Origin of the sequence: uncultured Friedmanniella sp. (genome assembly GCF_964244005.1) — a bacterium.
GTDB lineage: Bacteria > Actinomycetota > Actinomycetes > Propionibacteriales > Propionibacteriaceae > Microlunatus.
This window is the reverse complement of sequence record NZ_CAXTHG010000019.1, coordinates 46,078-58,863: the sequence shown is the minus strand read 5'-3', so window position 1 is coordinate 58,863 and position 12,786 is coordinate 46,078. Positions and strand designations below refer to the sequence as shown.

Sequence of the window (12,786 nt, the reverse complement as noted above, 5' to 3'; positions counted from 1 at the left end):
AGGGGTTTCTCCACACACAAACTCTCGACCCCCTCAGCGACGCCGGGTCAGGCAGTTTTCGAGTCCACCGGTGCTGGGCTTGCCGGCAGTGGCGAGCGGCACCGCCTCCTCGATCCCCACCAGCAGCCCCTCGGCGTAGCCCCGCTCAGCGGCCAGGCTCAACCTGGTGGTGGGGTTGCCGTTGGTCAGGGCGCCCATCTCGTTGTAGACCCACGGCACGGCCGACAGCAGCTGGACGAGCGCAAGGTTGCCCGGCTCGAGCGGTGCGCGCCCGGTGAAAGTGTTCTCGCGGACGTCGACCGGACGCCCCTGCGCCCGGGTACGAGCGCGGGCGATGGTGATCGCCGCCTGCTCGCTGCGGCGGGCGACCGTCGGCCGGTCGAAGACGGTGCGCGTCCGCCCGCTGCCGCGGTACATCGCGTGGTAGCGGCCGTCGTGCTTGACGCCCCGTTGGGAGTAGGTGGCCTCGAAACCGATGGTCTGGCTGTGGTCGTCGTGCACGCTGACCGCGAGGTCGGCGTGCACGGTGCTGGCCAGCCGGGCTCGGGCCGCCAGCCCGACCGAGTCCCGGGCGCGCTTCTTGGTGCTGAAGACCCGGTAGCCGTCCCGGCGCAGCGCCTCACCGACGCAGAAGCTGACGTTGAACACCTCGTCGATCTCGGGATGGTTCGGGTAGTCGATGTCCCGCAGTCCGGTGGTGGCGTCCGTGCTGCGGATCGAGCGGCCGCTGTGGCCCGGGTCGAGCAGGATGACCGGCAGCGGTGGGGGCTTGGGCTGAGGGGTGAGGGTTGGTGTGGGCGTGGCGATTGCGGGGGTGGGGCTTGCCGTGACCGACGGCGTGGGGGTCGGGGTGGGGGACGGCGTGGGGGTCGGTGGGGTGGCCGACGGGGCGGTCGAGACGACGGGCAGGGCTGCTCCCCGGTCGGGCGTGCACGCCGCCACCGCCGCGACGGTGAGGGCAAGCACCAGGGCCGTACCGACGCGGCCGCCGATGGTGCTCAGCGGCGGCGACCGACGACCAGGATGGCGGCCAGCGCCGCGATGAACATGACGCCGAGGATGGTCCCCTCCGTGTCGTGCCCGCTGGCGATCAGGAACACGCAGGCGGCCAGGAAGGCGAGCGTCACCACCAGTCCGTACCTCAGGCCTCGGGCGTTCAGGTCGGCATCGCGCTGGAGCTCCCGCTCGATCACCGCCCGGGTCTGCTCGTCGGCCTCGGCAAAGACCTGCAACGGGTCCATCCGGCGGTCGGGTTCTGCGGGACGTTCGCTCATCAGTGGTCTTCCGGTCGGCTGGTCGGTGGCGGGGTGGTCAGCCCGGCCTGGAGGAGAGCCTCGCCAATCCGACGCGACTCAGCGTACGGGTCCACGGCGTCAACACGGCGGATGACCCGTTCCAGCCGCTGCTGCACCCCGGCCCGGTGGGCAGACGAGCGGGGCGACACGTGCAGATAGCTGAACCCGCCGACGAGCGACCAGGACGGACGGTTGGGCACGGTCCCGCCCGCTGCCGCGCTTCCAGCTCCAGCGCTCTGAGTTCTGGGTCCGGCCGAGCCTTGGCGGTTACGGCCGGCCCAGACGAGGGTGACCACGTAGAACACGAGGGCGACCACGACGACTGCCGCCGCCAGTGCGGCCACGACTGTCGACACCCCGTCCACGTCAGCAGCGTAGTGGCCGACACGCCCCACCGCCCCGAGGCGACGCCCCCGGCGCCCGGGCCCGGCGAGAATGGGGCCATGACCCCTCCTTCCCCGTCCTCGACCGCCGACGACCATCGCGGTACGCCGGCTGGCCGGGCCCGGTTGCGGGGGGCGATCTGGGCTGGCCGCCTGGCCGCTGTCGCGTCCCGGGTGGCGGGCCGCGGCTCGGGCGCCTCGATCCGCGGCCAGGTGATGATGCGGCTCGACCCGGATGCGCTGGGAAAGCTGCTGCGGGGTCGCCGGGTCGCGATGGTCTCGGGCACCAACGGCAAGACCACCACCACCCACTTCCTCGCCGGCGCGGTCCGGGCCTGGCTCGAGGCTGACCCGGCGGCCGGCGGCACCCGCCGGCTCGTGCACAACGCCGACGGCGCCAACCTGCACCAGGGCATCGCCTCCGCGCTCAGCGGCCAGCCGGACGCCGACCTCGCCGTGCTCGAGACCGACGAGCGCGTCGTCGCCGACATGGTCCGGCTCGGCCGTCCCGAGGTGCTGGTGCTGCTCAACTTCAGCCGGGACCAGCTCGACCGGCACCACGAGATCAAGGGTCTGGGCCGCAGCTGGCGGACCGCTCTCGCTGCGGCCGGCGACGACGGCCCGGTGGTCGTCGCCAACGCCGACGAGCCGCTGATCGTGTGGGCGGCTGAGACGGCCCGGCAGGTGGTGTGGGTGGACACGGCGAGCACCTGGACCCAGGACGCCTCGCTCTGCCCGAGCTGTGGCTCCAGCCTGGTTCGCGAGCAGCCGCCCGAGACCGGCGCCGCTGGCAGCACGTGGCACTGCTCGGGCTGCGAGCTACGGCAGCCGACCGCGGAGTACCGGGTGCAGGACGGACGAATCATCGACCGGACCGGTCACGCCTGGGAGGCGCAGCTGAACGTGCCCGGCGCGTTCAACGTGAGCAACGCCGCGTGCGCCCTGGCCGCCGCGGAGCTGCTCGGGATCGACATCCCCACCGCCCTGGACGGGATGCGGACGGTCACCGCGCCGGCCGGCCGCTTCGCCACCATGCACCTCGGGGGGACGACGGCCCGGCTGTTGCTGGCCAAGAACCCGGCCGGCTGGGCCGAGGCGCTGCCCCTGGCCAGCACCGACACCGTGGTGCTGGCCATCGACTCGGCCGCCGCGGACGGACGCGACGTCTCCTGGCTGTGGGACGTGGAGTACGAGCAGCTGGCCGGCCGTACGGTCGTCGCCACCGGCCCGCGAGCCCAGGACCTGGCCGTCCGGCTGGCCTACGCCGACGTGACGTTCCGCTGCGTGCCCGACCTCCGCGAGGCGCTGGCCGGCCACGAGGCGCCGGTCGACGTGATCGCGACCTACACACCGTTCCAGCGGCTGCGCAAGCTGGGAGGCGTCTGATGACGAGCACGCCGACGGGTCAGGGACAGGGCCGGCGGGCGGAGGTCGTGCTGGTCTACCAGTCGCTGCTCGGCATCTACGGGGACCGGGGCAACGCGACCGTGCTGGCCAAGCGGCTGGCCTGGCGGGGGTTCGACGCGGTGCTGAGCCTCGTCGAGCCCGGCGACCCGCTGCCCGACACGGGCGACGTCTATCTGCTCGGCGGTGGCGAGGACGCGGCCCAGATCTCCGCGGTGAACGCGTTGCGCGCGGACGGCGGTCTGCACCGCGCCGTCGACCGGGGCGCGGCCGTGCTCGCGGTCTGCGCCGGCTACCAGATCGTCGGCCGCTCCTTCACCGTGGCGGACGGTCCGAGTGCGACAGCCGAGGGGGACACCGAGATCGTCGGACTCGGGCTGCTCGACGTGACCACCACCCGCGGGCCGGTACGGGCAGTCGGGGAGATCCTCAGCCGGTGGACCGGCCGGGACGGCGACGAGCAGTGGCTGACCGGGTTCGAGAACCACGGCGGCTACACCGTGCTGGGTCCCGGGGCCTCGCCGCTGGCGACGGTCGAGGTCGGAGTCGGCAACTGCGGCGACGGCACCGAGGGCGCGGTCGCCGGGACGGTCGTCGGTACCTACCCGCACGGGCCGGTGCTGGCCCGCAACCCCGCGCTGGCCGACCACGTCCTCGAGCTCGCCCTGGGCGAGCCGATGAGCGCGCTCGACCGGCCGGAGGTGACCGAGCTGCGGCGGCAGCGACTGGCTGCGGTCCGGCGCTGATCCGCCGGGGTAGCGTCTGCGGGATGAAGACCAGACAGCTCGGCCCGTACACCGTCTCCGCCATCGGCCTGGGCGCCATGCCGGTGTCCATGAACGACGACAACATCTTTCCCGAGGAGAGCGCCGCGATCGCGACGGTCCACGCGGCGCTCGACGCCGGCGTGACCTTCGTCGACACCGCCGACATCTACTCCCCCAGCTGGGACACGATGGGCCACAACGAGCTCATCGTCGGCAAGGCGGTGAAGTCGTGGGGCGGTGACCGCGACAGCATCGTGATCGGCACCAAGGGCGGGATCACCCGCAGCGAGGGCGAGGTGTGGGGCCGCGACGGGTCGCTGGAATACCTCCGGTCGGCGGTCCAGAAGTCGCTGACCAACCTGGGCGTCGACGTCATCGACCTCTACCAGTGGCACCGCCCCGACCGCTGGAAGGTGTACGGCGACGTGATCGCCAGCTTCAAGACCCTGCAGGACGAAGGGCTGATCAAGACCATCGGCATTTCCAACGCCAACGTGGAAGAGATCGAGGTCGCGATCGAGGTGCTCGGCGAGGGTGGCCTGGTGAGCGTCCAGAACGAGTTCTCGCCGCGGTTCCGCTCGAGCAAGGACGAGCTCGACTTCTGCGGCGAGCACGGCATCGCCTTCCTGCCCTGGAGCCCGCTCGGCGGGACCGGCGGCGGCGCGAAGGCCGTCGCCCAGCGGTATCCGGCGTTCGGCAAGATCGCTGCTGGCCGCGGCGTCAGCCCGCAGCAGGTCGTGCTGGCCTGGGAGCTCGCGCTCGGCGAGCACGTCATCCCGATCCCGGGAGCCAGCCGGCCGCAGTCGATCAGCGACTCCGCACGTGCCGCCGATCTCGAGCTGACCGCCGACGAGGTCGCCAGCTGCAACGCCACGGGCGGCGCCTGAGCATGATCATCGACCACGTCGCAGTTGATCATGGTCGCCGTGACCATGATCAACTCGACGTGGTCGTGGTGGGCGGCGGCCACAACTCCTTGGTGGCGGCCGCTTACCTCGCTCGCGCCGGACGCCGCGTGGTCGTGCTCGAGGCGCGCAACCAGTTCGGTGGGGCCGTGGCCAGCGGCCGGCCCTTCGCCGGCGTCGACGCCAACCTGTCCCGCTTTTCCTACCTGGTCTCGCTCCTGCCGCAGCAGCTGGTCGACGAGCTCGGGCTCGACCTCGAGCTCGCCTCGCGCCGGATCGCCTCCTACACCCCGATCGGCGCCGGCGGGCTGCTGGTCGAACGGCAGCCCGGGCCGGTGACGGCTGCGTCGTTCGCGGCGATGGCGCCGGCGGACGCGTCACCTTGGCGCAGTCTCGAAGAACAACTCCGCGCGTCAGCTTCCGCCGTCGCGCCGACCCTGGTGCAGCCGTTGCCGCGGGCGGAGGACCTACGCGCGGAGCTGGGACCCGACCTCTGGCGGGCGCTGGTCGAGCGTCCACTCGGCGAGCTGATCGAGTCCAGCCTTGCCGACGACGCGCTGCGCGGGGTGGTGCTCACTGACGGCCTGATCGGCACCTTTGCCCGTGCGCACGACCCCACCCTGCGGCAGAACGTCTGCTTTCTCTACCACGTGGTCGGCAACGGAACCGGCGAGTGGCGGGTGCCCGTGGGCGGCATGGGCCGGGTCGCGGCCGAGCTCGAACGCGTGGCCCGCGAGGCCGGTGCCGAGCTGCGGACGGGAGCGCGGGTCGCCTCGCTCGATCCACGAGCCGCGGGTGGCGCGACCCTCACCTTGGCCGACGGCAGCTCGCTGACGGCCGGCACGGTCCTGGTCGGGTGCGCGCCGACGACCCTCGGGCGGCTGCTCGGCGAGGACGCTCCCCCGCCAGAAGGCAGCCAGACCAAGGTCAACCTGGTGCTCCGTCGGCTGCCGCGGCTGAGGTCCGGGCTCGACCCCCTGATCGCGTTCGCCGGCACCCTGCATCTGGCCCAGGGCTATGGCCGGCTCGACCAGGCGTACGCCGAGGCCGCGGCCGGCCGAATTCCCGACCCGCTGCCGGTGGAGGCGTACGGCCACAGCCTGACCGATCCGACGATCCTGGGCCCAGAGCTCCGCGCCACGGGCGCGCACACCCTGACGCTCTTCGCCCTGCACACCCCGGCCCGGCTGTTCGTCGACGACCCGGACGGCCGCCGGGAGGAAGTCCGGCAGGCGGCCTTGGGTTCGCTGCAGGCGGTGCTGGCGGAGCCGCTCGAGGACTGCCTCGCCGTCGACGCCTACGGCCAACCGTGCGTCGAGGTGATGACCCCGCTCGACCTCGAGTCCGAGCTCGGGCTGCCCGGCGGGCACATCTTCCACGGCGACCTGAGCTGGCCGTGGCTGCCGGCGGGAGCGTCGCCCACGACGGCGGCCGAACGCTGGGGCGCCGCCACCGCCTACCCGGGCGTGCTGCTCTGCGGCTCCGGCGCCGTCCGCGGTGGAGCGGTCAGCGGACTGGGCGGGCACAACGCCGCGATGGCCGTCCTCGAAGAGGCGCCGGAGGCCGGTTTCACCGCACCGCCCCCGTTTGCTAGTGTTGTCCCTCGCGCGCCGCTAGCTCAATAGGCAGAGCAGCTGACTCTTAATCAGCGGGTTGGGGGTTCGATTCCCTCGCGGCGCACATATGACCTAGTCAGACACGTGTGCCGGCCGTGACGACCGGAAAATTCAAGGTCAGGGGACGCATGAAGCGGACCTCAGTGACTAAAGCCAAGTTGGAGTCGGGCGCGCTCAGCGCGACCGACTTGGGCAAGTTGGGACGGCCCTGCGGGGCCGCGTCTCGGCGGACGTTCCACCAGACGCCGCTGAACGAATCTGTGCTCCGCCGCCATCTGTTCGGCGATTGGGCGAAGTCCACTACGCGACCACGATGATCCCGCGGTGCCGCGGTGACGACTCCACCGCTACCTCCGCTGGGATTGAGGCACCCTCACTGACGACCTCACCGGGCGGGTCTTACGGGACCCCAGCGCACTGGCCCGAGCCTCCATCAGACCCAGGGGCAGTTCAGGGAGCCGATGTCAAAGGCCAAGAGAACGACCAGAATCACCCGATGTCGGCCCGGATGCATCCCCGGAGTCGGGGCGGCTGCTGAGTTCGGTCTACGCGGGCTCGACGCGGTAGTTGATTCCGCGCTTCGAGTCGGTGGCTACGTAGCGACCACCACCTTGCGGGCGCGGTTCAGCGTCTCCGATCTTGTTGCGAGCAGCGTCGAGGCTGTCGAACCAGCCCGCGAACTCCTCCGGTTGCCCCTGGTCATCGACGAACCGCACGCAACGCACGTTGAAGATCATCTGACTCAGCCCTTCAACGGTGATCATGACGCCTACACCCAGACCCGGGCGGGGGTTGAGCCCCACGGGAGGGCAAGTCAGAAGCGCTCCCGGCAGCCACACCCCAGTCCGTGCAGTAGTCCGGCCGCGGCGCGTCGACAGCGCACCACGCCCGGACCACGGTGCCGCCCCCGCGGCTCCCTCAGTCGTGGGCTCTGGCGGCGGGGGCTTAGCCTCCTGAGCAGTGGTTGTCCGTGTGGAGCCGAAGTAATCCTGACGGTTACCTAATGGCTTACCATGACAACATGTCCAGTGGTTCGAGCAGCGCTCCTCCAGGATCCGAGGCGTCGGCCCGTACCCTGCCGGCCGGTCTGGCGCCGTTGGTCGAGGCGCTCGAGCTCGATCGCGCCGAACTGGTGACCACGGCGGACCTGGAGCAACTTCGGAAAGAGACCGGAATCTCGACCCCCGCGAAGGTGCTAGCCGACCGGCTCCGCAAACGCGGCTGGCTGTTGCCTACCGGGCGCCGTGGAGTCTATGAGTTCGCCCCTGGCGCGAACGCCGGCGCCGTCTCGGCTGGAAGGGTCGGCCAGACGCTGCAGGTTCTCATCCGGGCCCGGCCCGACGTCACCGCTGCCCTCACCTTCCAGTCCGCAGCTTGGGCCCTCGGCGCCGCCGACCGCACTCCGGCTCGGCTGGAAATCGCCGTAGGGGACGCCCTGACCGCCCGCCAGCTCGCCTCGACGCTGGCCACCCAGGCCCGGATCACCTGGTTTGCGCCCGCGCTACCGCCGGTCCGTGCCCGGTCCGTCCCGGTGTTGAGGGCAGAGTCGGTGATCGTGCACCTGGCTGCCAGGCCCGGTGACGTCCGCTCCTGGTCCTCGGTGCCTGAATGGCTGCCAGACCTGGCCGAGACCATAGAGGCCGAGACGCTAGCTGCCGAGCTCGCCCACCGGCCCAGATCCGTCACCGCCCGCACCGCCTACCTCCTGTCGGGCCTGCGCCCCGACATCTCCACCCGGCTGCCGGCCGGCCATGGCGTCGTCTACTTCGGTGGTCGTGGGCCCAGCCGTCGCCGCGACGCCGCCACCGATGTCGTCGACACTGTCCTGCCCTTCGACCCGCGAGATCTCTCGCCCGTCACGCCCACAGACGCGACTCCGCAGACAGCAGCGACGACGACGACCACGACGATGGTGGAACGCCGGTGAGCGTCCCGGGAAGGCCGGGCTCGACCGGTGACCAGGTGCGGCTGACCACGGGATACCTGGCTCGCCATATGCCAAGAGGTGCTGCTGGGCCGGGGCGGGAGGCTGCGCTGGTCGACATCGCCCAGGACTTACTGCTGCGTGAGCTCGCCGCCATCGGGCTTCTGGACGAGATGGCATTCAAGGGCGGAACCTCCCTGCGGAAGCTCTACGCCGGCACCCAAGGGCGGTTCTCCCTCGACCTCGACTTCTCGGTCGCCGAGGTCGGCTCGTCCGCCGAGGACCTACTCGAGCTGCTCGTCGAGTACGTCGACGGGCTACAGCTGGGACCGTTCGACTACGGCATCCGCGTGCACCGTGGCAAGCGCCACCTGCTCATGTCGAGCGCTGAGTTCGGCCAGAGCGAGCAGCTGGACAGCAAGATCGACGTCTCGGCGCCGCCCTGGCTGCCGCCGATCCGTCGGGCTTGGGTGCCGATGATGGTCCACCGGACCTACGGCGACCCGCCGCTGCCGCACCTGCTGACCCGTGCGGCTGGAGGAGAACCTGGCGGAGAAGATCTCCCGGCTGTATCGCGCGACTCCAGCCCGCGACGTGTACGACCTTGCTTGGGTCGCGAACACCCTGCTGCGTACCGTGCTGGATCTGGACCTGCTGCTTCGACGGCTCGCCGTGCTCAAGATCTGGACCGACGCCTGCGGTGTCTCCGCCGACGGTGCGCAGTGGCGACCAGGTTCGCAGCGGTCCCGTTCGAGCCGGATCGATGGCTGGCGCCACGACGGCCGGCCGACTAGGACGAGGAAGACATCGGCGCTCTGGCCGTACCGCCACCCAAACTCCAGGAGTTGTCGGCCGAGGTGTCGGCCGCCCACAGCTTCCTCGCCGACCTCGACGACGAGGAGCGCACCGCCGCCCAGGCGAACGAAGCGGACCGATCATTGGTGCTCACCATGCTGAAAGCCCTTCCCGGCGGACGAATGGCCGGCATCGGCCTCCGCTGAGCCTGCCGCTATCTCTACCCGATCAAGATCAGCAGCGTAGGGACGAATGAGGGGACGAATGAGGGGACGAATCGCACCGCGAGGCAGACGGCTGACGAACCCCAACCACGCCCAACCAGCACGGTGTCCGAGCGTGAGCCGACCGCGCGAGCCTCCTAGAGTCAGATTTCAGCGTATTGGGGGTTCGATTCCGAGCTTGTCGGCCTGCTTGGCATCGGCACGGCCGGAACCGTTCCATAGTGGGTCCGCCAGAACTCGTTCCATGCCGGCCGACAACCCGGCGCCACGACCGAGGAACCGGCCGAGCCGAAAGTGTTCGCTAGCAGACGGTGGTGATCGGCCGCCAAGCTCCACACAGCCACTCCGGACAGCGGTCGACAAGCGCCGTGAAGGCCGTCAGACCAGGGTGTAGCCGCCGTCCATGAGCAGCTCGCTCCCGCAGAAGTAGCCAGCCTCGTCTGAGAGCAGAAACGCCACCGTGGCGGCGACATCCTCGGGCGAGCCCATCCGGCGCTGCGGGGTGTGGGCGAACCACTGGTCGAACTGGTGGGTCTTGCGCGCCAACAGCTCGGTCCCGATGTAGCCGGGTGCGACGGCGTTGACCCGCACACCACGTTCGGCCCACTCGGCGGCGAGCGACCGGACAAGTGCGGAAACCCCCGCCTTCGACGCGTTGTAGGCGCACTGGCGCTGCGGCGTGTTCACGGTGTGCGTGCCGCTCATCGAGCTGATGGCGACGCAGGAACCCGAGCCCTGGTCCAGCATGATCCGACCCGCACTGGTGAGCGTGTGGAAGACGCCGACCAGGTTGACGGAGAGGATGCTGCTGAACTGCTCCGAGCTCATCTCCTCCGCCGCGACGTCGTCCTCGACGATCCCGGCTCCGGCCACGACGGCGTCGACCCGGCCCTCCTGCTGCCGGACGAACCGGAAGGCCTGCTCGACCGAATCAGCGTTGGTGACGTCCACCGCCAGCCCGGTCGGGCCGTCCGGAAGCCGGAGGTCCATCGCCCAGACGGTCGCCCCGTCGCGGCGTAGGCGCTCGCAGACCGCACGCCCGATGCCGCCGGTCGCACCGGTGACCGCGACAACCTTGTCCTGGTGAGGAGTGCTCACTGCCCGCTCCCTCTTCAGTGCCTGGTCTGGCGGCGTACGCGGACGGCATCGACGCCGACGGCGAGAAAGATCATGACACACCGCCGACCATGGCCACGTGGGGCGTGGGCCGGGTCGAGGTCCGGGACTCGGCGAGCGGTGCGCCCGCGACGCGGACCGCCGTGGCCTCGTCACCCTCGGTCGGGCGGGAGATGAGCCTGATGTCGGGGCACGTGGCCAGCACACCCTCGAAACCCTCCGTGCGCGCCCGCCACGGGGACGAGGACAGCGCGCCAGAGTGACGATCGGGGTGTCGAGGCCCCCGGAGTCGATCGGGTCGGCGAGGAGGAAGGCCGGCTTGGCGATCAGCAGCGGGGGGCGATGACGTCAGGTTCATGCCTCCTGGACGTGGGTGTACGTGGTCTGGCGCCGCTGCGCTGCCTCGGCGTCGTTGGTGGAGCTCATCTCGCGGATACTCGGCGGGCTGGCGCCGTCGGTAGGGGGCCGCCACTTGCGCTGCAACCGGCGCAGGTGTTCCTCGGCCGCCTTGCGGGTGGCGTAGGTGTCGCGCCGGCGCAGGTTCTGCAGGATCTCCTCGTGCTCCCGAAGGGTGAGCGAGGGGTTCGAGGGGTAGCCATCCCGGTGCTGGTAGTACGAGCGGAGGAAGCTGTTGATCGGTCGGCAGACGAGGTCGAAGAAAGGGTTGCCGCTGGCTTGCGCGAGCAGCTCGTGGAAGTTCATGTCCGCGTCGAGAAAGGCTTCGGCGTCCACCGAGCCGTCCTCCCCGATGGCGGCCGAGCCCTCGCTGATCGATGCGGCCAGCCGGTCGAGGTCGTCGGTCGTCGCCGAAGCCGCCGCCGCCGTGGTCACCTGCAGCTCGAGCGCGAGGCGCAGCTCGAGCAGGTCGCCGAACGTGCCGTCGCTGGCCAGCATGAGGATCGAGAACTGCTCGGCGATCCTGGCGCCGTCGAAGGCGGCAACGACCATGCCTCGGCCGGGGGCGACGCTCACCAGCCCGCGCTGCTCGAGCAGCTTGGCGGCTTCGCGGACGACGGTGCGGCTGACTGAGTACCGCTCCATCAGCTCCACCTCGGTAGGCAGCCGCAGGTTGGGCACCAGACCGCCACGGAGAATCTCGGTCTGCAGCTCGTCTGCGATGCGCTCAGACAGTCGGCTTCGACCGTCTCGCCATGGAGTCATGGGCCGAACGTACGATGATTGGGCCGCGGCCGCAACCCTAATCGCCCGGCGATCCCGATCTCTAGGCGCAAGCGGGCCGACTGCTTCGTCACACATCCCCGGTTGACCGATCCCAACGTACGACGTTACGTTCGGTAGAAGCGCTCGAGACTTCTCGGCGCACGATCGCTGAAGCATAGGAGGCACCGGTGCCGCACCTGAGGGACGCCGCATGACAACCTTCGTCGTCACAGACCACGCCTTTGCCGACGTCGCCCACGAACGCGCTGCGGCGCAGCGGGTCGGCGCGGAGCTCGCCGTGCACCAGTGCTCCTCGGCTGAGGCGACCACCGCGGCCGTCCGGGGGGCCGACGTGGCGTTCGTCAACTTCGCGCCGATGGGAGCCGAGCAGCTGTCGGCGATGCGAACCGGCGCCACCGTCATCCGCTACGGCGTCGGCTTCGACAACGTGGACGTGGACGCGGCCCAGCGGCTCGGCGTTCGCGTCGCCAATGTCCCCGACTACGGCGTCGACATCGTCGCCGATCACGCGGCAGCCCTGGTGCTGTCGCTGCTGCGCCGGATCCCCTTCTACGATCGCGGCATCCGTACGAGCACGTGGGTCCTCCCTGGGGACGCCGGTCCGATCCTTTCCTTCGCCAACACCACCGTCGGACTCCTGGGGGCGGGGCGGATCGCCTGCTCGCTGGCCGACCGCCTGCGCCCCTTCGGCTTCCGGCTGATCGCCGACGACCCCTACGCCGACGCAGACGTGGTGGCGGGCCACGGGCTCGCGCTCGTCGACCGGGACACCCTGCTGGCCGAGTCGCACGCCATCTCCTTGCACCTGCCCGTCACGCCCTCGACCCGTCACCTCGTCGACCGCGAGCTGCTGAGCCACGTGCGCCGCGGCTGCGTCGTGGTGAACACCTCGAGGGGGGCCCTCGTCGACGAAGGCGCGCTTGCCGAGGCCCTGGTCGAGGGACGGGTCGGCGGTGCCGGGCTCGACGTCTTCGACCCCGAGCCCCTGGACGCCAGCTCTCCCTTGCGGAGCGCCCCCAACACCCTGTTCACCCCGCACGCAGCCTTCTACTCCGAGTCGTCGCTGGACAACCTGCAGCGGCTCGCCGCCGAGGAGGCGGTACGGGCGGCTCAGGGCCAGCCGCTGCGCTGCCCCGTTGTTCCCGTCCCCCAGACCAAGGATCAGACGTGACCGA

The 12,786-nt window shown here is 70.7% G+C and carries 15 protein-coding genes and 1 tRNA gene; 10 read left to right on the top strand and 6 right to left on the bottom strand.

What is annotated here, in order from left to right; genetic code table 11:
• Window positions 1-33: 33 nt before the first annotated feature.
• The 3 genes from ACFE76_RS13185 to ACFE76_RS13175 are packed head-to-tail and all read right to left on the bottom strand — an operon-like array spanning window position 34 to window position 1,660.
• A complete protein-coding gene (locus ACFE76_RS13185) occupies window positions 34-966 on the bottom strand; it encodes an N-acetylmuramoyl-L-alanine amidase (RefSeq protein WP_375432219.1) in 933 nt (310 codons plus the stop codon).
• A 32-nt stretch (window positions 967-998) separates the two neighbouring features.
• A complete protein-coding gene (locus tag ACFE76_RS13180) occupies window positions 999-1,274 on the bottom strand; it encodes a hypothetical protein (RefSeq protein ID WP_375432218.1) in 276 nt (91 codons plus the stop codon).
• Window positions 1,274-1,660, bottom strand: coding sequence for a hypothetical protein (locus ACFE76_RS13175; protein ID WP_375432217.1), 387 nt, complete (start codon window positions 1,658-1,660; stop codon window positions 1,274-1,276). Before ACFE76_RS13175 ends, ACFE76_RS13180 begins: the two co-directional genes overlap by 1 nt.
• A gap of 237 nt (window positions 1,661-1,897) precedes the next feature.
• On the opposite strand from ACFE76_RS13175, the gene ACFE76_RS13170 reads away from it, so the two are divergent.
• The 5 genes from ACFE76_RS13170 (at window position 1,898) to ACFE76_RS13150 (ending at window position 6,434) form a co-directional block, all read left to right on the top strand.
• Window positions 1,898-3,064 (top strand): MurT ligase domain-containing protein, encoded by a 1,167-nt coding sequence (locus ACFE76_RS13170; protein ID WP_375432252.1) that lies wholly within the window; start codon window positions 1,898-1,900, stop codon window positions 3,062-3,064.
• Window positions 3,064-3,828 (top strand): type 1 glutamine amidotransferase, encoded by a 765-nt coding sequence (locus ACFE76_RS13165; protein WP_375432216.1) that lies wholly within the window; start codon window positions 3,064-3,066, stop codon window positions 3,826-3,828. Before ACFE76_RS13170 ends, ACFE76_RS13165 begins: the two co-directional genes overlap by 1 nt.
• A gap of 23 nt (window positions 3,829-3,851) precedes the next feature.
• A complete protein-coding gene (locus ACFE76_RS13160) occupies window positions 3,852-4,736 on the top strand; it encodes an aldo/keto reductase (protein ID WP_375432215.1) in 885 nt (294 codons plus the stop codon).
• A gap of 2 nt (window positions 4,737-4,738) precedes the next feature.
• Entirely contained in the window at window positions 4,739-6,379 is a 1,641-nt protein-coding gene (locus ACFE76_RS13155) for a phytoene desaturase family protein (RefSeq protein ID WP_375432214.1), read from the top strand.
• Window positions 6,362-6,434, top strand: a tRNA-Lys gene (locus ACFE76_RS13150). The genes ACFE76_RS13155 and ACFE76_RS13150 overlap by 18 nt, the downstream gene beginning before the upstream one ends.
• A 481-nt stretch (window positions 6,435-6,915) precedes the next feature.
• Here the strand turns inward: ACFE76_RS13150 and ACFE76_RS13145 are convergent.
• Window positions 6,916-7,134, bottom strand: coding sequence for a hypothetical protein (locus ACFE76_RS13145; RefSeq protein WP_375432213.1), 219 nt, complete (start codon window positions 7,132-7,134; stop codon window positions 6,916-6,918).
• A 257-nt stretch (window positions 7,135-7,391) separates the two neighbouring features.
• Here ACFE76_RS13145 and ACFE76_RS13140 point away from each other — a divergent pair, with 257 nt between their 5' ends.
• The 3 genes from ACFE76_RS13140 to ACFE76_RS13130 all read left to right on the top strand — a co-directional run bounded on the left by ACFE76_RS13140 (window position 7,392) and on the right by ACFE76_RS13130 (window position 9,295).
• On the top strand, window positions 7,392-8,297 hold the full coding sequence (locus tag ACFE76_RS13140) for a type IV toxin-antitoxin system AbiEi family antitoxin (protein ID WP_375432212.1): 906 nt from the start codon (window positions 7,392-7,394) through the stop codon (window positions 8,295-8,297).
• Window positions 8,298-8,365: 68 nt separating this feature from the next.
• Complete coding sequence (locus ACFE76_RS13135) at window positions 8,366-9,088, top strand: nucleotidyl transferase AbiEii/AbiGii toxin family protein (RefSeq protein ID WP_375432211.1); 723 nt, start codon at window positions 8,366-8,368, stop codon at window positions 9,086-9,088.
• A gap of 51 nt (window positions 9,089-9,139) precedes the next feature.
• Complete coding sequence (locus tag ACFE76_RS13130) at window positions 9,140-9,295, top strand: hypothetical protein (RefSeq protein ID WP_375432210.1); 156 nt, start codon at window positions 9,140-9,142, stop codon at window positions 9,293-9,295.
• A 396-nt stretch (window positions 9,296-9,691) separates the two neighbouring features.
• Here ACFE76_RS13130 and ACFE76_RS13125 read toward each other — a convergent pair whose 3' ends face one another.
• Complete coding sequence (locus ACFE76_RS13125; RefSeq protein WP_375432209.1) at window positions 9,692-10,411, bottom strand: SDR family oxidoreductase; 720 nt, start codon at window positions 10,409-10,411, stop codon at window positions 9,692-9,694.
• Between the two features lie 17 nt (window positions 10,412-10,428).
• Here ACFE76_RS13125 and ACFE76_RS13120 point away from each other — a divergent pair, with 17 nt between their 5' ends.
• The gene (locus tag ACFE76_RS13120) at window positions 10,429-10,692 is read left to right on the top strand and encodes a hypothetical protein (protein WP_375432208.1); all 264 of its coding nucleotides are present in this window, start codon (window positions 10,429-10,431) and stop codon (window positions 10,690-10,692) included.
• 91 nt (window positions 10,693-10,783) lie between these two features.
• Here ACFE76_RS13120 and ACFE76_RS13115 read toward each other — a convergent pair whose 3' ends face one another.
• Window positions 10,784-11,590 carry a FadR/GntR family transcriptional regulator gene (locus ACFE76_RS13115; RefSeq protein ID WP_375432207.1) on the bottom strand — a complete coding sequence of 269 codons (807 nt, stop codon included), beginning with the start codon at window positions 11,588-11,590 and terminating at the stop codon, window positions 10,784-10,786.
• Window positions 11,591-11,801: 211 nt separating this feature from the next.
• Here ACFE76_RS13115 and ACFE76_RS13110 point away from each other — a divergent pair, with 211 nt between their 5' ends.
• On the top strand, window positions 11,802-12,782 hold the full coding sequence (locus ACFE76_RS13110; RefSeq protein WP_375432206.1) for a C-terminal binding protein: 981 nt from the start codon (window positions 11,802-11,804) through the stop codon (window positions 12,780-12,782).
• Window positions 12,783-12,786 lie beyond the last annotated feature (4 nt).